This is a genomic window from Glutamicibacter sp. (genome assembly GCF_035257265.1).
Lineage (GTDB): Bacteria > Actinomycetota > Actinomycetes > Actinomycetales > Micrococcaceae > Glutamicibacter.
Genome location: NZ_DATEXC010000016.1, coordinates 71,843 through 97,214, shown reverse-complemented (window position 1 = coordinate 97,214; position 25,372 = coordinate 71,843). Strand labels below are relative to the sequence as shown.

Annotated in this window: 17 protein-coding genes; 5 read left to right on the top strand and 12 right to left on the bottom strand. The window is 56.8% G+C overall.

What is annotated here, in order from left to right; translation table 11 throughout:
* Positions 1-2 precede the first annotated feature (2 nt).
* On the top strand, positions 3-1,847 hold the full coding sequence (locus VJ369_RS02080) for a thiamine pyrophosphate-requiring protein (RefSeq protein WP_324090490.1): 1,845 nt from the start codon (positions 3-5) through the stop codon (positions 1,845-1,847).
* A 116-nt stretch (positions 1,848-1,963) separates the two neighbouring features.
* On the opposite strand, the gene VJ369_RS02075 is transcribed toward VJ369_RS02080, so the two are convergent.
* The 5 genes from VJ369_RS02075 to VJ369_RS02055 form a co-directional block, all read right to left on the bottom strand.
* Entirely contained in the window at positions 1,964-2,941 is a 978-nt protein-coding gene (locus tag VJ369_RS02075) for a cation diffusion facilitator family transporter (RefSeq protein WP_324090489.1), read from the bottom strand.
* Positions 2,938-3,426: a transporter substrate-binding domain-containing protein gene (locus tag VJ369_RS02070; protein WP_324090488.1), complete on the bottom strand. Its 489-nt coding sequence runs from the start codon at positions 3,424-3,426 to the stop codon at positions 2,938-2,940. Before VJ369_RS02070 ends, VJ369_RS02075 begins: the two co-directional genes overlap by 4 nt.
* A gap of 168 nt (positions 3,427-3,594) precedes the next feature.
* Positions 3,595-5,700 carry a catalase gene (locus VJ369_RS02065; protein WP_324090487.1) on the bottom strand — a complete coding sequence of 702 codons (2,106 nt, stop codon included), beginning with the start codon at positions 5,698-5,700 and terminating at the stop codon, positions 3,595-3,597.
* A gap of 174 nt (positions 5,701-5,874) precedes the next feature.
* The gene (locus tag VJ369_RS02060) at positions 5,875-7,101 is read right to left on the bottom strand and encodes an ammonium transporter (RefSeq protein WP_324090486.1); all 1,227 of its coding nucleotides are present in this window, start codon (positions 7,099-7,101) and stop codon (positions 5,875-5,877) included.
* 251 nt (positions 7,102-7,352) lie between these two features.
* Entirely contained in the window at positions 7,353-8,036 is a 684-nt protein-coding gene (locus VJ369_RS02055; RefSeq protein WP_324090485.1) for a hypothetical protein, read from the bottom strand.
* A gap of 105 nt (positions 8,037-8,141) precedes the next feature.
* Here VJ369_RS02055 and VJ369_RS02050 point away from each other — a divergent pair, with 105 nt between their 5' ends.
* The gene (locus VJ369_RS02050; protein WP_324090484.1) at positions 8,142-8,786 is read left to right on the top strand and encodes a DNA-3-methyladenine glycosylase; all 645 of its coding nucleotides are present in this window, start codon (positions 8,142-8,144) and stop codon (positions 8,784-8,786) included.
* Between the two features lie 38 nt (positions 8,787-8,824).
* On the opposite strand, the gene VJ369_RS02045 is transcribed toward VJ369_RS02050, so the two are convergent.
* From VJ369_RS02045 to ftsY, 6 genes are all read right to left on the bottom strand, one after another.
* Entirely contained in the window at positions 8,825-10,297 is a 1,473-nt protein-coding gene (locus VJ369_RS02045) for a M23 family metallopeptidase (RefSeq protein ID WP_324090483.1), read from the bottom strand.
* A gap of 148 nt (positions 10,298-10,445) precedes the next feature.
* Entirely contained in the window at positions 10,446-11,129 is a 684-nt protein-coding gene (locus tag VJ369_RS02040) for a hypothetical protein (protein ID WP_324090482.1), read from the bottom strand.
* Between the two features lie 14 nt (positions 11,130-11,143).
* Positions 11,144-11,788 carry a gamma-glutamylcyclotransferase gene (locus tag VJ369_RS02035; RefSeq protein WP_324090481.1) on the bottom strand — a complete coding sequence of 215 codons (645 nt, stop codon included), beginning with the start codon at positions 11,786-11,788 and terminating at the stop codon, positions 11,144-11,146.
* Positions 11,789-12,165: 377 nt separating this feature from the next.
* Entirely contained in the window at positions 12,166-12,678 is a 513-nt protein-coding gene (locus tag VJ369_RS02030; RefSeq protein WP_324090480.1) for an SH3 domain-containing protein, read from the bottom strand.
* 196 nt (positions 12,679-12,874) lie between these two features.
* Positions 12,875-15,013, bottom strand: coding sequence for an acyltransferase family protein (locus VJ369_RS02025; RefSeq protein ID WP_324090479.1), 2,139 nt, complete (start codon positions 15,011-15,013; stop codon positions 12,875-12,877).
* A 492-nt stretch (positions 15,014-15,505) separates the two neighbouring features.
* Positions 15,506-16,696: a signal recognition particle-docking protein FtsY gene (ftsY, locus tag VJ369_RS02020; protein ID WP_324090478.1), complete on the bottom strand. Its 1,191-nt coding sequence runs from the start codon at positions 16,694-16,696 to the stop codon at positions 15,506-15,508.
* Between the two features lie 184 nt (positions 16,697-16,880).
* On the opposite strand from ftsY, the gene VJ369_RS02015 reads away from it, so the two are divergent.
* The 3 genes from VJ369_RS02015 (at position 16,881) to VJ369_RS02005 (ending at position 21,637) form a co-directional block, all read left to right on the top strand.
* A complete protein-coding gene (locus VJ369_RS02015) occupies positions 16,881-18,134 on the top strand; it encodes an MFS transporter (RefSeq protein ID WP_324090477.1) in 1,254 nt (417 codons plus the stop codon).
* Between the two features lie 106 nt (positions 18,135-18,240).
* Positions 18,241-20,406, top strand: coding sequence for a cell wall-binding repeat-containing protein (locus tag VJ369_RS02010; protein WP_324090476.1), 2,166 nt, complete (start codon positions 18,241-18,243; stop codon positions 20,404-20,406).
* 313 nt (positions 20,407-20,719) lie between these two features.
* Positions 20,720-21,637: a GT-D fold domain-containing glycosyltransferase gene (locus VJ369_RS02005; RefSeq protein ID WP_324090475.1), complete on the top strand. Its 918-nt coding sequence runs from the start codon at positions 20,720-20,722 to the stop codon at positions 21,635-21,637.
* 48 nt (positions 21,638-21,685) lie between these two features.
* Here VJ369_RS02005 and smc read toward each other — a convergent pair whose 3' ends face one another.
* Positions 21,686-25,252 (bottom strand): chromosome segregation protein SMC, encoded by a 3,567-nt coding sequence (gene smc / locus VJ369_RS02000; protein WP_324090474.1) that lies wholly within the window; start codon positions 25,250-25,252, stop codon positions 21,686-21,688.
* Positions 25,253-25,372: the final 120 nt, after the last annotated feature.

The following is a 25,372-nucleotide window of genomic DNA, read 5'->3' as shown; positions in this document are numbered from 1 at the left end:
CCATGAGCACTCAGTCAGTGGCAGATGAACTCATTGCACGCTTGCATACCTGGGGCATCACCCGGCTCTTCGGCTACAGCGGCGATGGGATCAATCCGATACTCGGCGCCCTGCGGCGCAGCGATTCGGGTCTGCGTTTTGTTCAAGCCAGACACGAGGAAAATGCCGCGTTCATGGCCGTAGCCCATTCTAAATTTGGGCTCGGCCAGTACGCCATCAAGGGACCCGAGGAGCATCACGCGGGCGTGGATTTGGGCGTGATGCTTGCGACTCAAGGTCCGGGTGCCGTACACCTGCTCAACGGACTCTATGATGCCAAATTTGACTCCATGCCGGTGCTGGCAATTGTGGGGCAGCAGAACACCACCGCCTTGGGCAGTGGGTATCAGCAGGAATTAAACTTGGAGGCGTTGTTCAAGGACGTCGCCGTATATTGCGAGGAAGTGATTGCACCTGAACAGCTGCGCCACGTGGTCGACCAGGCGATCCGCAGCGCCTTGGCCTCCTCGGGCCCTGCGGTGGTAATAGTCCCTCACGATATCCAGCAAGCCGACGCAGTGCAGCCAAGCACCACGCATGGCCAAATCCCTTCCTCGGCAGTGTGGCAAGCACCCTTGGTAGTTCCGCGCACGCCAGAACTGCACCAGGCGGTGAAGCTGATCGAGGAAGCCGAAAAAATTGTGCTGCTCGTAGGCCAGGGGGCACGCACTGCGGCCGATGAGGTGCACGCCGTCGCGCAGCTGCTAGACGCGGGCATCGTGACCAGCTTGCTGGGTAAGCCCTACATTGATCAGTCGTGGCCGCAGGCAGCCGGGGTCATGGGTCATCTGGGCAGTACGGCGAGCGCCAAGCTGCTGAACTCGTGCGACTTATTGTTGATCGTGGGATCCAACGATCCGTGGACCGAGTTTTATCCGCCTCAGGGACGGGCGAAAGCTATACAGGTTGACGTGAATGCGCAACGGCCAGGCAACCGCTACCCGGTGGATGTGGCCCTGCTCGGAGATGCCGCCCATACCCTGCGTGCTTTGGAGGAGCTCTTGCCCCCAGCCTCAGAGCGGCGCAAACCCTGGAGGGATTTTGTGCGCAGTGCGGTGGCTGAATGGCGTTCCGTAATGGTGCGGCGAGCGATGACACCGGCGCGGCCTATGAACCCGGAGCGGGTGGTGCATGAGCTATCTGCGCTGATCCCAGCTAACGCCCAAGTGGCGGTGGATGTTGGAAGCTGCGTGTACTGGTATGCCCGGCAGTTGCGGCTGCCAGCAGGAGTGCCCGCTCACTTATGCAGCACCCTGGCAAGTATGGGCGCCTCGGTCCCCTATGGGCTGGCAGCTAAGCTGCGCGATCCGAAACGTCCGACGATTGTGCTCTCCGGGGATGGGGCCATGCAGATGAGTGGCAATGCCGAGCTGGTGACGCTTTCCGAGCTGTGGAAAGAGTGGGAAGACCCGCGATTTATTATCTGCGTGTTTAATAACCGCGACTTGGCCGAAGTCTCCTGGGAACAACGTGAGACCGAAGGTGAACCACGTTTCTCGCCGAGCCAAGACCTGCCGTGCTTTCCTTTCGCCGAATACGCGCAGATGCTCGGTCTTGCGGCACGCAGCATTTCTCACCCCGACGAGATTGCCGATGCGTGGGAGCAGGCGCTGAACGCGGACCGGCCGATGCTGCTGGAGATGCATACCGACCCGGATATTCCATTGCTTCCGCCGTTCCCGCAGGGAGAAAGCGTGGTGGAAAATATGCGCAGCGCCCTGACGCAGGAAGGGAAGGCCGGCGAGCGTGCCTTACAGCTATTGGAGGACTACGCGGAGATGGAACGCAGCAATAAGAACTCAGGCTAGGGGCGAGCTCTTCGATCTGCTGATCTGCTATTGCGCAAATGTTATGGGACCCCTCGGAGACCAGTTCATTACGGCTCCGGGAGGTCCCATTGTTGGTGGTGGTTACATCACAGGTTTTACTTCACTACTTCTCGCGGCTGGGAGAAAAAGTCAGGCAATTCAAGTACCGGCGTCACCACCACGTCATAGGCCTTCCAGTCAGTGTCTTCCAAGGCGGCTTTCACTTCGTGGATTTGGGCCATGGACAAGTCCACGGAAATTGGAACTATAAACGCTTCGAGGTGCATCACCTGACCCAGTTCCCTAGCTCGTATACCGCAGTCCTTGATCCAGCCAAAGGACTTCAGTTGTCCCTCTAATCTCGGGATCAGCGGGTGCGGATCTTTTCCGTCATAGGAGGTGGCCCGCCGGTCCAGCAGATCTACGGTGGCCGAACGCGTGTTCTTCCACCCATCCTGGATAATTCCCGCGGAAATCACCAGCGCGGCCACCGAGTCCAGCCACCAGAGTCCGAAGCCAATACCGCCCACACCAACAATGGATGCCACATTCGTTTGCCAATCCGCTTTGGCCATCGAGGCATCTGCATAGAGCAGCTTGTTATGCAGCGGTTTAGCTGCCTTGATCTTCAGTCTGCCCAGGATCACCGCGGGTACGGCAAAGACTGCCATCACTGCAATCATGAGCCAGCCTTGCCAGATTGTGTGCCCGGCAATGTTCATGGTGCCGATAGTCGGATGCTCCGCCTTGATCAACGCGGAGACGGATTCGTAAACGAGTACTGCGCCGACGGAAAGCAAAGCCACTCCGGCGACTAAGTGCCCGGCACTCATGGTCCGGTGGTAGCCGTAGGGATGAGTGGGGCGCCGTGAGCGGCGCACATATATCCCGGAAAGCAGGAAGGCCACCTGCGGAAGCACGGAGAGCATGTCATCAATCCACGCGGTGCGCATTGCCTGGGAGTTTCCCACGACCAGTGCTACGGCGGTAATGGTGCACGCGGCGTAGCCGATGCTGATCCACTCCAGCCTGGTCGCTCGTCGCATCATTTGCTGTTGCTCTTCGGGTAAGTGAGTTCCGGCTTCCGGGATCATGGCATCTCCTGAGTCTGATCCAGGAAGTACTCAAGTTCGCCGAGAAAGGCGTTCTCCCCCGGAGGAACCAGCAGCACCAGCTTTTCCTTTTTGCCCTTCTCGTCAATGGCCTGTGTGTAAGGGCGGGTCCTACCGACCTTCTTTGACCAGGGAGTTTTACTGCTGATCCCGCCAACCACTAAATCGATCTGATCCTCTTCAAGCTTTTTGACCAGGCTCTCTTCTCCCCCGACAATGAACTCGGGTGTGGCACCTAAGCTCTGTGCGAAGTCTTTGGCCAGTTCCACTTCGCTGCCTTGGTAGGAGGATCCTTTGATCTCAACAAAAGAATCATGGGGAGAAAGCCCAATGCGCAAGGTGCCATTGCGCACCGTATTCAGCGTTCCTTCCGGATCCACGGGAATGGCTTGCGAGCACCCGGCAAGGACAACTATCAGGCTCAGACTTATCAACGCAGTGCCACCACGGCTGTTCGAAGGGCTCATTGCTAACACCGTCCTTTCGTATCTTAAAGACATGTCCTCCAAGTTACTGATGCCTCGAACGTACTGCACCCCGAAGGGGTGAACCTACCTATCCCCGGGAACTGTCAGGAACACCGAAGAGGACGGGTAAACCCACTCAAGGATTTACCCGCCCTCAGTTATTGAGCATTATTCGGCGACAGGGAACCTTTCCCACGCACGATGTGTCGCCAGCAAGTCCTGCGCCGCCTGGGCCACGCCAGCCACTTTTACGCTATTGATCCCTGGAGCGTTATCGGCAATACCGAGCGCATCCAGCAAACCAGCGTCGTGGCCAGCAATGCAGATAATTGCTTTGCTGTGCCGGTAGGCCTCATTGACCAGCAACGACACCCTCGGATCTATCGGAACGGCTCCCGCGGTCGGCGCTCCGGCTTTGGCATCAATTGGAACCGAAGAGTCTGCGGCTGGCGGGAGCGGTCCAATGAGTACCAGCGCATCAAATTCTATGGAACGCGCTGTGAGATAGGTCCGGTCAATCGGCAGCCCGCCTGCGGCCTGTCCACCCTGGGCTGAGACCAGCAACGGGTTCATACCCGACCTGGTCAGATCCTTGACGATCTGCGCGAGGTGCTCTTCATTGCCGCGGTTGAAGATCACCGCAACATTGCGCCCGTCAACCGGCCAACGGGATCCAATTTGTGTCAGGACGGCACTTGGCTGCACCTGTGGCAGGTCTTTCACAGCTGACTGAGCTTCCAGCCCCAATGCCTCGGCCACGGCGGAGGCCAGCTGGGCATCAATCTGCGTCAGGCAGTCCACTTGCCGTTGGCGAACCGCGACATCCGTACATTTACCCAGCTCAAAGGCGTATGCCTGCTGGACGTGGGCGCGCTCCTGCGCGGTGAGGCTCAGATAGAACAATCGTGCCTGGCTGTAATGATCGGAGAAACTCGCGGGCTCGGCACGCACCTTCTCACTGGCCCCAAGTGCCTGCGGAAAATCCAACGGCGGATATTCCCCCGAGGCCACCTGCGACATATATGGGCAACCTCCATCTAAGGAATTTGGCTGGTACGGAGCAATACCCTGTGGCACGCGATGTTCGTGGAAACCATCACGGAACATGTCATTGACTTGCGATTGCGGCCGGTTGATGGGGATCTGCGCAAAGTTCGGTCCGCCAAGACGAGTTAGCTGGGTATCAAGATAAGAGAATAAACGAGCCTGCAGCAACGGGTCATCGGTGACATCAATTCCCGGCACCAGATGTCCTGGATGGAAGGCAACTTGCTCCGTCTGGGCAAAATAGTTCTCCGGGTTCCGGTCAAGCACCATCTTTCCCAGGGCTTGCACCGGAGCCAACTCCTCCGGGATGAACTTTGTCGGGTCAAGCAGGTCGATCCCTTCGAATGTGTAGCTGCCATCATCCGGAAGAATCTGCACCCCCAATTCCCACTCAGGATAATGACCAGCAGTGATAGCCTCGGCCAAATCACGGCGGTGGAAATCCGGATCGGCGCCGGCCGCGAGCTGGGATTCTTCCCACACCAGCGAATGCACCCCGAGTCTGGGCTTCCAATGAAACTTCACCAGGGAAGACTGACCGCTGGCGCTGAGCATCCTGAAGGTGTGGACGCCGAATCCTTCCATCATCCGGTAGGAGCGTGGAATCCCCCGGTCACTCATCTGCCACATCGCATGTGCTTGAGCCGGAGTATGCAATGAAACAAAATCCCAGAACGTATCGTGAGCGGATTGAGCCTGCGGAATCTCCACGTCGGGATGCGGCTTGGCCGCATGAACCAGATCCGGGAATTTCACGCCGTCTTGGATAAAGAACACCGGGATATTGTTCCCCACCAAATCGAAGATTCCCTCTTCGGTGTAGAACTTAGTCGCGAAGCCACGGGTGTCGCGTGCGGTGTCCATAGAACCCCGGGACCCGACAACGTTAGAGAAACGGACAAAAACGCGGGTTTCCTTTCCCGGCTGCAGAAAGTCGGCCCGGCACAGCTGCGCGGCATTGCCATAGCTGACAAATGTTCCATGAGCTGCTGCCCCGCGGGCATGGACCACCCGCTCAGGGATTCGCTCATGATCAAAGTGCATGATCTTTTCGCGCAGGTGGTGATCTTGCAAAAGGGTGGGGCCGCGCTCGCCGGCCTTCAACGAGTGGTCAGTGTCGATCACCGGAGCACCTTGGGTGGTGGTCAGGGTTTCGCTGTCTTGTCCGGGACCCGAAAGTACTGGCGGATGTTCCGGGTTCGATGGCTGTTCTGGTTTGTTTGTCATGACATGTTCCCAGCTTCGAATAGATTGCCTGCGGATGCCAGCCACGCTAGGGAACCTTCATACCGCTTGCCAGCAAAAGATCTAATTCCCATGCTTTTCACATCTTCGAGCAAACATGCAGAAGCTCGCCGGTGGATGATCCAGCCGGCGAGCTTCATTTCATTTGGAGCTTACTTAGACCTTGTTCTCAGCCCAGAGGTAGCCGCTTTCATTATGCTCTGCTGCGTCGATACCTTCAATTTCGGTCTGCGCCGAGACACGCCATGGCGTGATTTTCTCAATTGCCGTAGCGATGATCCACGTCATGCCCGCCGAGAAGACAAGCACCACGAGCAGCGTCATGAACTGGGCGACGAGCTGTCCCATTCCTCCGCCGTAGAACAGGCCGCCAGCGTTCGACTCGGTCGGCAGGGCAAGGAAGCCCAGGAACAAGGTACCGATGACTCCGGAGACCAGGTGCACGCCGACCACATCAAGTGAGTCGTCGTAGCCGAGCTTCCATTTCAGGTTGACTGCCCAGGCAGAACCGGCGCCGGCAATCAGTCCGAGCAGCAGGGCGGCCCACGGTGCCAGGTCTGCACACGCTGGGGTAATGGCTACGAGTCCCGAGACAAGGCCGGAGGCTACACCCACCGAGCTCGGACGCTGGCCACGGAGTTTCTCCACGAAGATCCAGCCTAGGATTGCGGCTGCTGGGGCTCCCATGGTGTTAATCCAGATCAGTCCGGCCTGTTCAACGGTGGTCGCTGCCCCGGCATTAAACCCGAACCAACCGAACCAGAGCAGTGCAGCACCAAGCATCACCAGTGGGGTGTTGTGCGGCTGCGGACGGTCATGGAAATTGTGACGCTGACCAAGCTTGAGTGCAAGCACCAGGGCCGCAACACCGGCGTTGGTGTGTACCACCGCGCCGCCGGCAAAGTCGATGGCTTCACCGAAGATACGTCCGAGGAATCCGTCTTCCGACAGCATTCCGCCACCCCAAATCCAGAAGGCTACCGGTGCGTAGACCAGCGAAACCCACAGTGGCACGAAGAGCAGCCATGGGGCGAAGCGACTGCGGTCTGCAATGGCTCCGGAGATGATAGCTACCGAAATCAGCGCGAAGGTCCCGGAGAACCCGGCACTGAGCAGTCCGGCTGGCTCGGTATTGTGCATGGCAATGTCGCTGAACGGATTGCCGATAATTCCGGCAATAGCGGGCTGACCCGCTGAGAGCGAGTAGCCCCACAGGATCCAGACGATAGCGCTCAGTGCGGCGGCGGAGAAGCTCATCAACATCATATTGACCACGCCGGTGGAACGAGTCATTCCGCCGTAGAACAGGCCCAGTGCCGGTGTCATTAAGAGAACTAGCGCTGCGGCGATCATGATCCATAAGCTGGCTGTATCCAACTGCATCAGGGACCCATCTCCTCAAAAGTGTTTGGTGTATCGGTGAGTGAATCAGGTCTTTCAAGTACTAATTCTTAGTCACCGATATTTCCGCAGGAGGCACTTTTGATTTCGGGGATGTGACGATCAACGCTTTGGTGTAACGATCTGCTCTCACAAATGTTTCCGGCTGGTTTCCGCCCATTCACTAAACGGCAATCGGCTCGGTCTCTGCGCAGAGCAGGAACCGAGCCGAATTGCCAGTAATGAAAATATGATCAGAGTTGTTTGATCTTGATGACCTCGAACTTGGGAACGGTAGTAGATCCACCAATCTGGGTGTCGTAGCTCAGGGATCCGATGACCGTTGCGGTGACCTGGATGATGTCACCTGCCAGAACGTTATCCAAGATGTCGCAGTTGGACACACCATCACCGGCGGTGAACATTGAGTTGTGCTCATAGTCGTACTTTCCCACATGCGCGTGAGCGACGTCAGCACGGAAGATACAAGGGCCAGTCGCCGAATCAAACTGGGTGACTTTGGCATAGATAATGACGTTCTTATCTATGTTCGAGTCTGGCTTCTTCACAATCTGGGCCAGTGCACGCTTGGAGATCTTCTTTGCCTTGTTGGCCCTGGCTTCCTCGGCTTTCTTGGCGGCGTCCTTCGCCGCTTTTTCCTTATCCTTCTTGGCTTTCTCTTCCGCCTGACGCTCTGCTTCAGCCTTCGATTCTGCTTCGCATTGTTCCTCGGCTTCACGCAGCTCGGTCGCCTCCGCCTCAACGGTTTCAAGCTTGGCGTTCACAGTGTCTAGTTCTATCTGCAACGCCTGCTTCTCGCTGTCCAGTGCGGCGGTAGATGCTTGAGCCGCTTCATATTCTTGCGTGGAAACGCCGCAAGCAGTGAGGGTGAAGAGCAAGGCCAAGAAGCTGGCCAAAGTTACCATGCGCTTTTTCATTGATATTCCTTGATGGGTGCGAGTTATCCGATGCCCCATGCATCCGATAGCAGTATCTTCACAGCCCCAACCGACACTTTGACCAGATCTGGTAATACTTGAGAGATGAACCGCGAATTTTTCAGCCAGGACGCGCTGTATGTTGCGCCGAAATTACTGGGTGCCAGGTTTTCTGTGGACTCTGTTGTTGGGCTGGTGACGCTGCGCATCACCGAGGTGGAAGCCTATATGGGTGTGGGTACCACTGGACCGTATGATCCTGGAAGTCATTCAAAAGACCGCCGCACCGAACGCAATGCGTCGATGTTCGCGGACCCGGGCCACGCTTACGTGTACTTCAGCTACGGAATGCACTACGCAATAAATTTTGTCTGTTCACCGTCAGGTTCCGCCTCGGGGGTGCTCATCCGCGCAGGCGAGATTATCGAAGGCAACGAGCTTGCCCAGCAGCGTAGGCTCACAAAACGCAAAGATAGCGGCAGCAAAATTCCAGGCCATCAGCTGGCCCGCGGACCCGGCAACGTTGCTCAGGCGCTGGGCATCACACGCGCAGCCCATGATGGACTGGACTTGTTCTCCTCCCCATTCTCGCTGCAAGCGCCGCCCGAGAGCCCGGCACAGATTGTCAGTGGCCCACGGGTGGGAGTCGCTGGAATTGCCGGAGGACCGCAGTTTCCATGGCGATTCTGGTTGCCCGGGGACCCTACGGTCTCCGCCTTTCGACGCGGAAGCAATGCCCCGGCCTCATAGCGGGAAGATCAGGTCCTGAACCCCAGGTCCGCTGCAGGCTAGCCCTTAGCAGATTCGTTGTTCGTTGTCTGTAACGGGGAGCCGGAGCTACGTGAGTTTTCGGGTTCAGTTGTTGCCCGCACTGTAGGTTTGTGCGATGTAGGAAGCGCCGCCGAAGAGCTTGGTGCTTCCGGGGTCATCCGAGGACTAGGGCTCGCAGTAGCACTGGCAGTAGGCGACGCCGTCGGTTGGGGTGTCTTGCTGCGCGGCGCGCTCTGCGTGGGTTCTTGAGATGGCGGCGTGGTGGCCGTGGGGCTGTGGCTCGGCGATGCGCTCGCGCTTGGTGTAGGCGATCCTGTACGGCTCGGCGATGCGCTTGGGCCAGGCGAGGACGGCGTGGGTTGAACCGTGACAGGCGTGCTTGGTTTAGGCGACGGCGTGGGTTTAGCGGAGTACGTTGGCGTTGCAGACTTCGTTGGCTTGGCGCTTGGCGACTTAGATGGTGCCGGCGAGGTTGATTCTTTGGGAGCAGCCGACGGCTTAGCCGTGTGGGTGGGTGACGGTTCCGGCACTACCGGGGTGTCATCCACGGGCACAACGACATCAGGATTCTTTTCTTCTTCCGGCTTGTTCTGCTTCTGTTCCTTGGGTGCACTGTCGGCATCCACCGTCAACCGTGTGGAGTCGATCATGGCTTCGGGCTGGCCGGGGATTGCTGGCAGAAACAGACGAGGATCATTCCACCGGCCATCGATGAGCACCTCAAAATGCACGTGGCATCCGGTGGAATTGCCCGTGGTCCCCGACAAGGCGATGACTTCACCGCGTTGCACATGCTGTCCGGCTCGCACCAGCAATTTAGAATTGTGGCTGTAGCCGGTGTGAACGTTGTAGCCGTGGTCAATAGTGACCCTCATGCCTGAATGCCCGGCCCAGGCCGATACGATGACTCGACCGGATTCGCTGGCGTAGACCGGCGAACCACAAGCTATGGGATAGTCCTGTCCAATGTGGATCTGATTTCCTGCACCGGTGGGATTCGAACGCCAACCATAGGGGCTGGAAATTCTCCGAGTGGTGACCGGGTGCATCAATTGCAGGTTTCCGGGAAGTTGACCGGCGGCCCCTACTCTTCCGGCCAGCAGCGCACGATGCCCGGATTCGGAGGAATTTCCTGATTGGCCCGGTTGAGCTGCTGATCCGGCCTCGGATCCTTGCACATGATCATCTGCCCCGAATAGCTCTAGCGCGATATTTGCAGGGCGCCCGTCAATGGCTAGTTCTTTGCCCGAGCCGCCGAAGACCGCCAGCGGGGCGAACTCACTGACCACAATGGGATAACCATGCAAATCTGCCGTTGCCAGGGAACCAATTCCGGTTTCCATTGTCCCGGACCGCAGGCCGGCCGGTTGCGCCAGCAGCGGCCACGCGAGAGCGCCGGTAAGGCTGAGTGCGGACAACACGGAAGTTGTCCAGATAATCAACGGCTTGGCGTGCTGGGCACGTTGATGTCTGGCCAATAGGTAACTCACGTGATGTCTACGTTGCACAATAATCCGGTCCCCCAAAGCACGAATTGATTGTAGTGCTCCAGACTATGCCCAATAGCGGAAGGAAACTAGAGGCCGGCCAAGAAATCCACGCTCATCGAAGCTGCTTGGCAGTCACATCGATGTCTGGCTAGTAGCCCCACGTCCAACCGCCGGTCTTTTCAGGGTCGTACACAATTTGTCCCGAATCGTAAGGTGCATCAAGCATGAGCATGCCCCGGACCTCATCTCCTGCGCCCACGGCGATGTCCGCAGCGTTCTCTACCTCGCAAGAGTAGGAGGCCACGGTATCCAGCTGGTAGGCCACCTTCTGGTTTTCACCGGTTGACACGCCAAAGACCGAGGCATCCAGCGGCATCAGCGCAATCTCCTCTTCCACGGCATTGGCGGCTGAAGCCGCAAGGCTGGCGCTGACATCAACCAGGAGGAAGTGTCCATTCTCCGGGGTGATTTTTTCCCCGAACCCGCGCAAGGTGCACGAGTCCAAGGTTTTGACACTGTGCACGGTGATTTCGAAAGATGGTTTTTTCTGCCCCTCTACGGTCAGTTTTCCCGCTTCGCCAAGGGACTTGATCACCTGGGCTTGGGCATCCACGTAAACTTTTTCCCCGGTCTGGGCATCAGTTCGTGCGACGTCAGCCAGCTGCTTCTGGGAAGCCTTCGTGGTGCTTTCGGCTTGAGCGCCCAAGGAATTGGCAAGCACCAACCCGCCGGCGCCCAAGGTGAGGGCAAGTACCGTGGCACCTGCCAGCAGTACCTTCTGATTGCGTGGACGCCCGGGACGCTCAATGGCTGATTTTTGGGAGGTTTTCACAGTTCTTTCCTTGCCTAGGAGCGCTTCAGGAAGTCGCCGGAAGAGATATAGCGGCCTGATCTCTTGACGACTTTCTCCGAAAATAGTGTGGTCTTATAGGTCCAGGACTGCGACCCGTCGGTCAACCGCACCTTTTGCCGGGTATACATCACTCGACCTTGGTATTTGAGCTGGCTTTCATATCTGTCCAGCTTTTTCAGCATGGACGGTCCGGCCTGATCCGAATACTGGAATTGTTCGGTCACCACGGACTTGGAACCATTGGTCAAGAAGGTCCAGTTGCGATTCCACAGTTGGTAGAGAGCGGTCTTGGAAATACGCTGGTTCATTTCCTTTTGCTGGAAACCACCCATCACGTTGTAGGCGGATTGCCCCGTACGCAGGGTGCCGTAGACCGCGACAGAGTGCGGGCCGGCTAGCCGAAGGTTGTCTTTTTCCTTGATGTAGCCGCTCTTCGAACCGGACTTGATCTTGACCCAGCCTCCGTCTGCTTTGGCTTGCACGGTGACTTTCATGCCTTTCTTCAGGCTCCCAGCCCAGCCGGCCTTGGCAGATGGCTGCTTGAGCAGGGTCAAGGATTTGGTGGTGAAGCGGCCGTAGTCGGCCACGGTCACCGTCGGCGGGATCAGCCCCTGGGGGTTTTTTACGGTTGGTGACATCGGTCCACACCCATTTTCCGTTGACTCGGATTTCGTCACGGCGGTTCTTCGAATCCCAGGTGGCCCACTGCACTTTGGCTCCGGCCTTGATGGTGCCAACCTTTTTCGCCCTGCCCTTGCTGGCCCGGTCATAGAGGGTGCCATTTTTCTGCGCGTAGCGGTACTCGGTCTTGGGCGCCTTGCGGTTGGTGGAGTCCGCCCAGACCCATCTGCCGTTCAGCAAGACCTCGTCACGGCGGTTCGCCGAGTCCCAGCGGCGGTACTCGTAGCGCTCACCGTGGTGCACGCGGCCAACCTGCTTGGATTGCGTGGCATCGTAGTGCGAATACACCGGCCCGCTGTGCTGCACGTAGCGGTATGCCTTGGCCGGCTGTTTGCTATCGAGCTGATTGGTTTTGACCCAACCGTGAAAGTAGCTGCACCTGAGTGCGGAAATTGACTGCACCAACGCGTCGAGTCAACGAGGCGCTGGAGTAGATCGACGCGTAGCCGCGCATGAATCGTTTGGACTCATCCTTCGTGAAGGTACGCGTCCGCAGGAATTCGGTGGCAGACCAACCGGTCTTGGATCCCCATTTGAGCTGGCTCCAGGCACCTTGCTTTTTCCCAGTCAATTTCACGACGGTGCCTTTGGGCATCACCCCGAGCGATGCTGCTTTCGCGTTGGGGCTCCGGCGCAGCTGAAGATTCACCGTAGTGCTGGTTTCGGTGACTTTTTTCAGAAACTTCGACGGTGGGGCGTCTTCCGCGTTGTTCCCGGCTATTCGTACCGACACCGAAACCACCGGGTCCACCGCATGTGCCGTCGGTGCAACCGACAGAGGCGCTGCCAACGCGAGAAAGCCAACGATTGCCACAAACCGTTTGCCGAGATGAGGTTGCTTGCGCATCAGACAGAATTCTCCAGCCGTAACCCTTGAGGGAGCCAACATATTTGCTAGCGATTACAGACAGGAAACGGCCATAAATTTGAGCATAGGTAGTCGCTCAGTGACCGGCAAGCTTTTTATCAATTATTTGTATTTTGTTCATGTTGCACCGCAGTTTGCTGAGTTTCCAGCAAAGTCTCTGTGTGCTGATTCGATGTTACGAAGAAGCGAAGAGCTTGTCGTTATCCAGCACTTCTTTGAGCCGACTGTCTAACGGCTTGGCGAGGTCCTTGGCCATGGTGTTCGATAGGTGCGAGTGGTCCCAATATCCCACGACGCCGCCAATCACGCCGTGACAGGTGTCTTCCCGGCAGAACTTATCGTTCAGGCTCACCGAGACGATCTTCGGATCATCCAGGGCCTTGACGGCATCAAACTGCGGGTCCATAGGAATCCATTGATCAGCCGGGCCACTGCACTTTGAAAGTTCCTGCTCATGTTCGGCAACACAGTCCGGCAGGTTACCCACGGTGCTTCCAGGGAACGGAGTGTCCTTGATAACCGCAACCTGCGCGCCGGTATCTTTCCAGTCACTCAGGGTCTTCTCAAACGCTTGCTGCGCAGGTAGCTCAGATCCGGCAAAGTCCTTGCCCTCAATCGCTAAGGACTGGCGGCTTGATGAGATGACCAGATCATAGTCTTTCTTGTCGATCTGCCCAGTGGTCCAATCCGAGTATTCCGCACAGGCGTCGACAGAGGCCTTCTCATCATAGGTTTGGCGTTCACCCATCACCGCACACCGGCTGATCAAATAGGTGTCGAGTTTCCACCCGCGTTGCTCGGCGATAGCTTTGACCGCTGGCACCCACTGACCGGCGTGTGAATTACCCACTATCGCAACTTTGAGCTTTCCATCGTCTTTGCCGTAGCTGCAGACCGGACGCTTTGCGTAGTTGTCTCCTTGCTCGGAAAAACAGTCATCCGCGTAGACCTCTGGCTTGTCGTCCTTGGCCACGATAGGGGCCGGGGCCAGCTGCTTGTAGCCCTCCGGAATTCCCTGTTCTTCGACACAACGATCCGAGAGCCCGTTGGAGCCGAAGCAGTCCGTTCCAACTTGCGCGTTGACGCGTTTGACCGAAGCGGTTATATCCTTGGACTCCTCCATGATGTTCCCGCTCATGGTGTAGAAAGCGCCGGCGGCCAGTGCCAAGGTGGCTGAGCCGGCAAGCAAGAATCTTGGGGCAGTCAAAATCTTTGAAACCTCAATGAATTTACGGAACCGGACCTCAACCAACTTCTGAGTGAGTACCGAGAGAACTAAGGTCAGCGCCAACGCACCAATTTGCGCAGTCACCCCGAATTCGGCGACCGTATAGGGAGCCAGAATGAGAATCGGCCAGTGCCACAGGTAGATGGCATAAGAATTATCGCCGAGGAAGCGCATGACACGGTTCTCCAGCAGGAAACCAGGCGAATACTTGTGTGTGGAGTGCGTCAACAGCATCAACGAGGTACCTAGAACAGGGACCAGAGCAATATAGCCGGGGAACGGCATTTCACCTTCGAATACCAAGGCGCTGAATACAATCGCACCCAATCCAACCCATGCCCCAATCAAGCTCGTCGCGTCTTTTTTGGCCGCATAGGCGCGCTGCCCCAATGCCGCCACGAGGGCACCAGCTGCGAACTCCCAGGCACGGGTGAAGGTGGAGAAGTACGCGGCTCCTGCGTCGGTCGCCGTTGCGTAGATGGAGAAGCCCAAGGACAAGGCGAAGATTGCGCCCATCCCGATAAGTGCGGTGTTGGCGCGCTTCCAGCCAAAACGTATCGCAGCGAACAGCAAGGCACCGATGAGGATCGGCCAGATGAGATAGAACTGCTCTTCCACCGATAATGACCAGAAGTGTTGGAAGGGACTTGGCGCATCCGCTTCGGCCAGATAATCAACCTTAGAAGTTGAGAGATACCAGTTCTGGAAATAGAACGTGGCGGCAATGGCCTGGAATCCCCAGTCCTGCCACAACGTAATCGGAGCCAAAAGCCAGACCCCAAGCAGCCCGGCCAGAATGACTAAGAATGAGGCTGGAAGCAGACGTTTAACACGGCGCATCCAGAACTGCGCTACGTCACGAAGGTTCTGAGGTGGACGCTTGAGCAAGTGTGTGGTGATCAGAAATCCCGAGATGACAAAAAAGACGTCCACGCCGATAAAACCACCGGGCAATGCTTTGGGCCAAAAATGGTAAATCACCACCACGCCTACGGCGATGGCGCGTAATCCCTGAATGTCGCCACGAAAAACCTTTGGCTTGGATTTACGGGCGATGGTGCCAGTCTCGGCCTGCTGCAAGCTCACGTGTGGCGGGATCCTTTGTCCGGGGAAAATAACACGAGGCAAGGGCAACGCCGCCGGTGCGGCTAGCTACCACTTGCCAACATAGGTAAAGCCTCGCGCTAAACGAGGCTCTACTTCATGTCTAGTGATTCAGTCTGAACAATAACTGAAAATTTCCCCCAAAGTTACACCACAGGTCACACTCCAGGTATCTATATAATCTACGCAAGAACCTGAAAATCCCCGGAATTCCGAATTATTTCGTCAACGTAGTCTTGTTGGACTGTGATTGAATTCTCAGCATTCAGAATGCATGTGCACCGATTACAGTTGACTGCAACGCTCAGCTCCTTCCAACCGCTCTGAGGATCACTACTTTCCACCGATGCGCTCCGGCTTTTAGGTCACCCGGCGGGAGTTTGAGGCGGGATGCGATTGTGAATAAAAAAGCATCCGGGCCACGCGCCGTTAGGAGCGCCTGGCACGGATGCCTTTTGAGAACCGCCGAAAAGATTAGCCTTCGAGCAGTGCGTCTACGAATGCTTCAGGATCAAACGGCGCAAGGTCATCTGGGCCCTCTCCTAGACCAACAAGCTTCACCGGTACACCCAGCTGACGCTGGATGGCTACGACGATTCCGCCCTTGGCGGTGCCATCTAGTTTGGTCAGCACGATGCCCGACACGTTGACTACCTCGGAGAACACCTTGGCCTGAGCCAAGCCGTTCTGGCCGGTGGTGGCATCCAAGACCAGCAGGACTTCGTCAATGGCTGCTTTTTTCTCAACAACACGCTTGATCTTGCCCAGCTCATCCATCAGGCCGACCTTGTTCTGCAGGCGTCCGGCGGTGTCGATCATAACAATGTCGACTTCCTGGTCAATGCCAGCAGATACGGCTTCAAAAGCTACCGAGGCTGGGTCTGCGCCATCGATGTGCGAGCGCACGGTTGGCACACCGACACGGTCTCCCCAGGTGGCCAGCTGTTCTGCGGCTGCCGCACGGAAGGTGTCAGCCGCACCGAGCAGCACGTCTTTGTCTTCAGCAACCAGTACACGAGCCAGCTTGCCGATGGTGGTCGTTTTGCCGACACCATTAACACCAACCACCATGATGATGCTTGGGCGGTCCGCGTGTGGTTCAGGCAGGTAGCTGCGGTCCAGGGTCGGATCCACGAGCTTCAGCAGCTCCTCGCGGAGCATTGCCTTCACCTTCAGCGGGTCCCGGCTGCCTTCAATTTTCACGCGTTCACGCAGTGCGTCAACTAGTTCAAGGGCAGGTTCGGTACCAAGATCCGCCAGCAGCAGCGTCTCTTCGATTTCTTCCCAGACATCCTCATCAATTGAGTCTTGGCTGAGCAGGGCCAGCAGGCCCTTGGAGAACATGTTGTTCGACTTGGTCAGGCGAGCGCGCAGACGGGCAAGGCGCCCTTGGACTGGCTCTGGAACATCCAGTGCCGGTGCGGCGGGGGCCGCTGGCTCTACCGGAGGTTCTTCGGTCAGTACCGTGCCGTCTGGGGACTGCCCAGCGGCCGGGGTCTCGCCCGGTTCGGTACCTGCGGCGCTAGATGGAGAATCATCTGCGTCGCGCTCGGAGGTGTACGGAGTCTTGGGCTTGCGCCCCTTGGCCACGAACGCGATGACAGCAATGGCCACCACGGCGATGACCGCGACAATGATAATGGTAAGTAATAGCGAATCGGTCACGAGTGAAATTCTCTCATAGTATGCTCTGGCCCATACTGCTGGGCACCTTCCGAGTCCTCAATCACCAGTTGAAGACGAGTAAGCCCAGAGAGCATAGACTTGCGGTGGCGTTCTTGCCAAGAGATTTGCAGTTCTAGAGAAAGGTCCTTCCTTACCGTGCTTCCACGGTAAGGAAACGGTCATCATGCAGCGTCAACGTTCGTCTAAGCCACGCCCTCCCATCCCGCGTGAAATAGCAATCCTTCTGGTGGCGGCCTTCATCATTGCCCTCGGTTTTGGGCTGATTGCACCGATCCTTCCGCAATATGCAGTGAGTTTTGATGTGGGCGCCGCAGCGGCCAGCGTGATTGTCTCTATCTTTGCCTTCACCCGGCTCATCTTTGCCCCGGTAGCAGGAATCCTGGTGGGGAAACTAGGCGAACCGCGCATATACGTCACCGGCGTGCTGCTGGTGGCGGTGTCCACGCTGCTATGTGCCGTGGTCCAGGACTACACCCAGCTGCTCATTGCCCGTGGACTCGGTGGCTTTGGTTCCACCATGTTCACAATCTCGGCGATGGCGCTCATTGCCCGGCTGGCACCCAATGAATCACGGGGCCGCATCTCTGGCATGTATGCCGGATCATTCCTGCTGGGCAACGTCATTGGCCCGGTGCTAGGCAGCCTGCTGGCTCCCTTTGGCATGCGCATCCCCTTTGTCATTTACGGTACCGCGCTAGTGATCGCGGCCGCCGTGGTCTATTTTGCTTTGGGACGCCGGCGCGACTTGGACAAGGATCCAACGAAGTCCGGCGCAATGTCAGCGGTAGAGGTAGTCACCACTCGCGAAGCACTGAGTTCGCCGGCTTACCGTGCGGCGTTGGCTTCCGGTTTCAGCTATGGCTGGCTGGCCTTTGGTATCCGCACCAGCATGATCCCGCTGTTTGCTCTTGCAGTCTTCGGGGAAGACCTCGGCCCGAAAGTTGCCGGTATCTCCTTGGCAATCTTCGCCGTGGGCAATGGCATTGCACTGACTTTCTCCGGAAAACTGACCGATTCGATTGGGCGCAAGATCCCTATCCTGGTGGGCATGGTGGTCCTTCTCGGCTCGATTGTGGCCATGGGTTACTTCACCTCGCTGACCGGGTTTATCATCTTTTCGGTGCTGGCTGGTTTTGGTGGCGGCATTCTGGGTCCTGCCCAGCAGGCCGCCGTGGCAGATGTCATTGGTTCGGGCCGAAATGGCGGCAAGGCACTGGCAGGCTTCCAGATGTTTACAGATCTTGGAGCAATTATCGGCCCACTCATTGCCGGAGCAATGGCAGATGCCATCAGCTACCAGGTAGCGTTGAGCGCTTCGGGTGCGGTGTGTTTGATTGGCGTGGTCGCATGGCTCCTGGTACCAAAAACAATTCGTCCCGTCGCAGTAGAGCCTGAGCCGACGGTCCAAGGAAAATAGCCGTTGGATCTCGTCGTCTTTCGACCACCAATGGGACTTTCTTGACTGGCCTTTATATACTGTGAAGAATCACCGCTCACACTCGTAATTCTTCACAGGAGATTTCATGCCTGAAAACCGCTATGCAGGCAGACGCCTGCTCGCGTTATCGCTCGGGGCCGCGCTGGTCCTGCCGCTGGCAGCCACCGCGCCCGCTATGGCGTCACCCGCCAAGGAAACAGCGCCTAGTCTTTCTAGCTCCGCTGCAGCGAGTCCGTCTCCCGCTGGGTCCAGCAACCCGGAAGCACCGCAGACTTCTGATCCAGCGAGCACGCTAAGTGTTGCTGGTTCCGCGGCAAAGGCCATTGAAGACGGACTAGCTCAGAAAACTGATCTCTCGGCCAAGGAAAGAATTTCCTTGGCCTCTTTGGCGCTGGATGCACTAGACAAAGATTTCATCGACGCCACCATGGGCCAAGGCCAAAAGCGCATTGACGAGTCTGGAGATCCAACGGCTCCGACGCTGGCTGAACTAGCTACTCTCGCACAAGAAGTAGCCACTGACACCGAGCCGAATCTGGATCTTGCCGTACCGGGCTCACTTGATGAACTTCGCACCTGGCGTCCACCGGGAACTTTGGGCATTGACGTTTCTCATCACCAAGGGACAGTTGATTGGAAACAGGCCTATAACAACGGGGCACGTTTTGGCTACATCAAGGCCACGCAGTCGTGGCCTTCGTCCTTATTCAAAGATCCGCAGTTCAACGCTAACTACGCTGCGTCTGGTTCTGCGGGGGTCATTCGCGGTGCCTACCACTTTGCGATGCCAGCGCATTCCAGTGGAGCTGCTCAAGCCAAGGAATTCCTGGCTAACGGTGGAGGGTGGACTGCTGATGGCAAGACCATGCCCCCACTGCTGGATATCGAGTGGAATCCATATAAAAAGACTGCCTACCCACAGGGTCAAGGCGATGTCTGCTACGGCATGAGCCCGGCGCAGATGGTGAACTGGATCAAGGACTTTGGCAACACCGTCAAGGCCAGCACGGGCCGGCTGCCGATGATCTATACCGCACAGTCTTGGTGGGATCAGTGCACCGGTGATTCCGAGGCGTTCAAGTACTGGCCGCTGCATGTGTCGGTATTCCCGACTTCTGATACCTCAACCAAGAATCCACGCGAACTTCCCGAAGGCTGGGAGACCTTCAACGTATGGCAGTATTCCTCGAACTCAAACCTCATTGGTAATTCAAAAAATGTGGATGCCAACGTTTGGAACGGCAATCTGACGTCGCTGAAGGATTTCGCAAAGAATACGCGTAGTACCCCCTATAAGATGGTGACCTCGTACTTGGGTGATATGGATGTCTGGCCAGCTCGTTTAGACCCGGTACGGCTTTACGGGCAGCGTTGGTTTGATACTCCGGTAGCGATTTCCAAGCGTACTTTCCCCAGGACTGCTTCCACCGTGGTGGTTACCTCGGGTGAACGTTTCCCTGATGCTCTTGCTGGCTCGCCAATGGCCTCACGTAACAATGGGCCACTCTTGCTGACAAGGAAAGATTCGCTGCCTTCCTCGGTGGCTGCAGAGTTGAAGCGTCTGAAGCCGAAGAAAATTATTGTCCTCGGCGGTCCGAGCGCTATCAGCGAGTCAACCGTCAAGAAGATAAAATCCTACGGCCCGGTATCCCGCGTTTGGGGTCCTAGCCTCTACGACACCAGCGCAAAGATCTCCAGGACTTGGAGATCCTCTAACGAGGTGTTCTTGGCGACCGGTCAGCGGTTTGAAGATGCGATGTCTCTGGCAGCCGTAGCCTCGGGGAGGGAAGCCCCGATGCTGCTGACCAAAAAGGCTGAAGTTCCAGCGGCAACGATTCGCGAATTAAAACGCCTGAAGCCAACGCGTGTTTACATGGCAGGTGGGCCACTGGCAATTTCTGCGAAGGCCGAACGCCAGGTCCGCGCGGCAGTTCCGAACGCCAAGGTCATCCGCTACGAGGGCGCGACGCGATATGACACCAGCGCACTGATTGCAAAGACTTTCTGGCCTAAGGGTTCCCAGCGCCAGTTTATTGCTACGGCTGACGACTTCCGTGATGGCCTCACCGGTGCGGTAATTGCCTCGTACAATGACGCTCCAATGCTGCTGACGAAGAAGAATTGCATGCCATCATCAGTAGCCAGTGCCATGCGCTCCATGAAGGGTTGGACTAATGTCCTGCTTGGCGGGCCCGTGGTCTTGGACGAGACAGTCGCATACAAGAAGAATGGCCAGCAGAATATCTGCTGATCGCTCGCGCAGCTAGCTTGCTCAGAAAGGCTCGGAGGGGTTCATCCCTTCGGGCCTTTCTCCTATTCAGGACGCACTACAATCCTTGACAACATGGATGCAACGTCAAATTCTTCAGTGAACTGTTATTCCTCGGAATATCGAGGATAAGTTCTTTGAACTCACCTGCACTTCCTAGTTTTTTTGGGTTCCTTGGATGTTCCAAGCCTTGAGTGAGGCCCATGGTGTAATGAATCGTGCCAAACCCTGCAATACTTGAGTTGACCACTGCCACCACGATCGGTTGCAAGATTTCTAATTTCGGAGGATCTACATGTTAGAAAAACTCAAAAAGGCTGCCGACCGTGTTTTCAATGTTAAATTGGTCAATGGAAAACCCATCCCTGTTTCCATTGAAAATCAGTCGACCGACACCAAGGATATTGAGAAGATCCTTCGGCAGATCCACGGCGAACTAAAATCACAAAAACGTGAATTGGAAACCATTCGGTTATCTGCCACCTCAGATATCATGCAGGCCGTCTCCGCCTTTCATTCCCGCCAGGTCATGTCGCTCAGAGAATCGCTCAATGTCCTGGCGACCACGGATAAGTCTCTGGCACGATTCGGTGATGGAGAATTCCGGCTCATGCAGTTGAGCGATTTTAATCTCCGCTTTCAGCCCAATTCGCCGGATCTGCAAGCCGCATTGCGTGAGGTTTTCACGAGTGACAATGAAAACTTGCTCATCGGATTCCCGCAGTTGTTCCGAGATGCGCATTGGTCCGGCGTCTATCAGGAACTGTGGCCAAATCTGAAAGAGCTAGTCATCTCTTCGCAGTCCTTCGCCAATGCACATATGACCCGGCCACAAGCGTTCTCCGTTCTCGGCGACGAAGCGGTGCGGCTGTGGCGCAAGGTGTGGGAAGGCAAAAAAGTTGTCTTCGTGACCGGTGCCGATTCCCGTTTTGAGCTGATCCCTGAACTCTTCGACAACCTCGCTGGCCATGAGATGGTTCTTTCCAAATCCGTAGATGCCTACTCGGATCTAACTCGTCTAACCGACACGCTTAGTGATACAAACGCAGACATGGTTCTTATCGCACTAGGACCGAGCGGAACAATTCTGGCTTCGAAGCTAGCTGATCTTGGCGTGCGTGCACTCGATATAGGACACTTGCCAAATAGCTACCAGAATGTGTTCAAGGGTGCTCAGCGCCCTGAGTCGATTCCGGTGACTCGGAAGTCCTAGCCCCTGCTGTGTCAGGTCGGGCCAGCTTAAAGCGGCCCGGCCTGAATTCTATTCTGCTCTGCTGAGTTTCTGGCTAATCACCGTGGAGACTCCATCGCCGCGCATGGTCACGCCGTACAGCGCGTCAGCGACTTCCATGGTCTTCTTCTGATGGGTGATCACAATAAGCTGAGATGCTTCGCGCAGCTCTTCGAAGATCGTGATCAGGCGGCCTAAGTTCACGTCATCCAGTGCTGCTTCCACCTCGTCCATCACGTAGAACGGTGAAGGACGCGCCTTGAAGATGGCAACTAGCAGTGCAACGGCTGTCAAAGAGCGTTCACCACCGGAGAGCAACGACAATCGCTTGATCCGCTTGCCTGCGGGACGAGCTTCCACCTCGATGCCCGTGGTTAGCATGTTCTCCGGGTCGGTGAGGACAAGCTGTCCTTCTCCCCCGGGGAACAGACGCTCAAAAATTCTTTTGAACTGCACGGCGGTGTCGTTGTACGCCTCGGTGAAGACCCGCTCCACGTGGGCGTCCACATCCTTGATGATCTGCTGCAGATCATTGCGCGACTTTTTCAGGTCTTCCAGCTGACCGCTGAGGAATTTGTGGCGTTCTTCTAAAGCCGCAAATTCTTCCAGCGCCAACGGGTTGACCTTGCCAAGAGCCGCTAAGTCCCGCTCAGCTTTTTTCAGGCGCTTTTCCTGCTCGACTCGGTCAAATGGTTTGGTTCCGATGATGTTGCCCTCGTCATCAACATTCTGATGAAGTTCGGCCCATCGATCTTCAGGATCAACGTCTTCGGGAATCAGCTGGTCCGGACCAAAGTGTGCAATCAAGTGATCCGCAGTGAATCCGAGATCTTCCAAGGACTTCGTTTCCAAAGATTCAATGCGAAGCCGCAATTCTGCACGCGCCATCTCGTCCCGGTGTACCGCGTCGGATAACCGCGCGAGTTCTGCGGTGAGTTGTTCTGCCTGGGTACGCTGGCTGGAGAGCAGCTGGTCCAGCTCACGTTGCTTGCCGGTGAGTGTTTCTCGTTCTTGCGCGGCAATGTCCACTGAAATTTCAATGAATTTTAAGACCCGCTCGGCTGCCTGCTCCACGCGTTGTGCGTTCGCTGCTTGGGTGCGGCGATCCTCTGCTCTGCGCGCCGCTACCTCACGGTGGCTGCGTTCGGCGGCCGCAGTTCTGCGTAGTCCCTCTACACGGGAACGAAGAGCACTTACACGCTCCTCGCTGCTACGAAGCGCCAGCCGGGCTTCCAGCTCACGCTGGCGGGCCGCTGCAGCCGCGTCTGCCAAGGCCGCACGCCCGGCATCATCTACCGAGTCCTCGTCCTGGTCCACGGAGGCCATCTCCATACGCTCGGTAATTTCTTCAAAAGATTCTTGTTCAATCTCAAGTTTTTCGCCGGTCAAGTGTATCCGCTGGGCCAACGCTTCTTTGTCTGCGCGGGCTGTATGCAGCTTCTGGCCCAGTTTTGCCAGGTAGGTTGAGATCTCATCAATGCTGGCGTCAGACTCGGCTAGTGCGCCCTGAGCCTCTTCATAGGCTTGCTGCGCTTCCGAAAGCACCGGGGCACGCTGGGCTAACTGGCTCTCGCATTCGCTTAGTTCGCTGTTTGCTGCAGATAGTTCTAACGACGTTTGCTCCACCAGCGCCTGCTGGGCAATGAGCGAAGCCCCGGCCGTATCGCCTACGGAGCTGCGTAGAGCGGATACTGTAGCTCCGTCCAGGGTAGTGATCTGCGCCTTGGGATCAGCGTGCAGCAGTTCTGTAGCTTCGTCGAGGTGCTGCACCACATAGTGATGTGCGAAGAGCACATCAAGCAGATCATTGAGCAGTGGATCAGCGGTGACAACCTCTCGCGCCGAAATACCGGAAACTTTGACGGTGCTCGCTTCCGAGCTCGTCACGGATGCGTGTACAAAGCTTGCATGAGTGGCGCGCTCAGTGGCCAACGATTTAAGCAGCAGCAGAGCAGACTCTTGGTCGCGCGCAACGAGCGCTTCAGCGGATTCGCGCAGAATTGCGGAGATTGCTTGTTCATATCCTGCCGAAACGGAAATGAGTTCCCCTAGGCGGCCCAAAATTGCTTCGGGAGCCTGCTCAATGATCTGCACAGAATGATCATCTTGTTTGGTGTTCAGCCGCAAGGCATCGAGGCGTGCCTTCAGCCCGGAGATTTGGACCGATAGTTCCCGTTCACGTCCCGCAGTCTCCGACTGTGCTTGGGATAGCCGAAGAAATTCCTTCTCGGCCCGCTCAAATTCCTCATTCAATGTGGATTCCATGGCCAGGTGCTGGTCAAGTTCTGCCGAAAGCTCGGTATGCGATCGTGCGTCAGCTTCTAAGTCCGCATCAAAGGAGCGCAACCCATCTTGCAGACGGGCGATTTCTGCGCGCGTCACATCCACGCGGCTTCGTGCCGATGCCACTTGGGAGGCCAGACGCGACATGCCCTCACGCCGGTCAGCCGCAGCGCGTAGCAGGGCCGCCATGCGTTGTTGCTCGGCTCGAGCTTGCTCCTCTGCCTGTTCCTTGTCCTCGATGGCTTCAGCGAGAATTTCGTGGCGGTCCTCAACTGACTCTTCAAGCTCTTCAAGTTCTTCGGCTAGGCGTTCAGCTTGTGCCTCGAGCCGCTCCGGATCACGGCTGGAGTCAAAATGGGTTTGGTTTCCTTCCAGGAGCTTTCCGCGTTCACGTGCAAGCGCAGCCAAGGAGCGGAAACGCTCCCCTTGAGTGGTCAGCGACACCCAGGTTTCATTGACCAGGTTCAGCCGCGGGGCAAGCAGTTCAACGTCATCACTGAGCTGAGACACATGCTTTTTCACATGTTCCAGGCGCTGGCTGGTCTCCTGCTGACGGGCTTGGATTTTTGTCTCATCATCAATGTCCTGGGCAAGCTTGTTGTTCAGGGACACAAGATCATCGGCCAGCAGCCGGGCTTTTGCGTCACGTACATCCAGCTGAACACTTTGAGCGCGGCGGGCAATCTTTGCCTGGCGCCCTAGTGGTGCCAGTTGCCTGCGAACCTCGGAGCTCAAGTCTTCTAGACGGTCCAAATTTCCTTGCATGCCTTGAAGCTTGCGCAGGGTCTTTTCCTTGCGCCGGCGGTGCTTGAGAACGCCGGCTGCTTCTTCGATAAACCCCCGGCGGTCTTCGGCGGTGGCGTGCAAGATTTTATCTAGCTGGCCCTGACCGACAATGACATGCATTTCCCGGCCGAGTCCGGAGTCCGAGAGGAGTTCTTGGATATCGAGCAGTCTGCACGAAGAGCCGTTGATGGCGTATTCTGAGCCACCTGCACGGAACAATGTTCTGGAGATGGTGACTTCTGCATAGTCAATAGGTAGCTTTCCATCAGCGTTATCGATGGTCAGCGATACATGCGCACGGCCTAGAGGCGCCCGGCCAGAGGTACCAGCAAAAATGACGTCTTCCATCTTGCCGCCGCGAAGTGTCTTGGCCCCCTGCTCCCCCATGACCCAGGCAAGCGCATCCACGACGTTGGACTTTCCTGAACCGTTCGGGCCTACCACTGCGGTCACGCCAGGTTCGAATTCAAAGGTGGTCGCCGAAGCAAAAGACTTGAATCCGCGAACGGTGAGAGTCTTCAGATGCACGGCGTAAAGTTCCTATGTTTGGTCAAGTGTAGATATGGTTGGTCAAGGGAAAGCTACCCAATTCCTGCTCGTAATTCTAGCGAAGCGAGGCCACGATTGGGTGATTCCCGCTCGCAATCA

What these genes read in the sequence shown, in the direction of transcription:
- VJ369_RS02060 (WP_324090486.1), bottom strand. Translation starts at nt 7,101, where the DNA reads ATGCAGTTGGATACAGCCAGCTTATGGATCATGATCGCCGCAGCGCTA.
- VJ369_RS02050 (WP_324090484.1), top strand. Translation starts at nt 8,142, where the DNA reads ATGAACCGCGAATTTTTCAGCCAGGACGCGCTGTATGTTGCGCCGAAA.
- VJ369_RS02010 (WP_324090476.1), top strand. Translation starts at nt 18,241, where the DNA reads ATGCCTGAAAACCGCTATGCAGGCAGACGCCTGCTCGCGTTATCGCTC.
- VJ369_RS02035 (WP_324090481.1), bottom strand. Translation starts at nt 11,788, where the DNA reads ATGTCACCAACCGTAAAAAACCCCCAGGGGCTGATCCCGCCGACGGTG.
- VJ369_RS02075 (WP_324090489.1), bottom strand. Translation starts at nt 2,941, where the DNA reads ATGATCCCGGAAGCCGGAACTCACTTACCCGAAGAGCAACAGCAAATG.
- VJ369_RS02030 (WP_324090480.1), bottom strand. Translation starts at nt 12,678, where the DNA reads ATGCGCAAGCAACCTCATCTCGGCAAACGGTTTGTGGCAATCGTTGGC.
- VJ369_RS02065 (WP_324090487.1), bottom strand. Translation starts at nt 5,700, where the DNA reads ATGACAAACAAACCAGAACAGCCATCGAACCCGGAACATCCGCCAGTA.
- VJ369_RS02015 (WP_324090477.1), top strand. Translation starts at nt 16,881, where the DNA reads ATGCAGCGTCAACGTTCGTCTAAGCCACGCCCTCCCATCCCGCGTGAA.
- VJ369_RS02005 (WP_324090475.1), top strand. Translation starts at nt 20,720, where the DNA reads ATGTTAGAAAAACTCAAAAAGGCTGCCGACCGTGTTTTCAATGTTAAA.
- VJ369_RS02055 (WP_324090485.1), bottom strand. Translation starts at nt 8,036, where the DNA reads ATGAAAAAGCGCATGGTAACTTTGGCCAGCTTCTTGGCCTTGCTCTTC.
- VJ369_RS02070 (WP_324090488.1), bottom strand. Translation starts at nt 3,426, where the DNA reads ATGAGCCCTTCGAACAGCCGTGGTGGCACTGCGTTGATAAGTCTGAGC.
- VJ369_RS02080 (WP_324090490.1), top strand. Translation starts at nt 3, where the DNA reads ATGAGCACTCAGTCAGTGGCAGATGAACTCATTGCACGCTTGCATACC.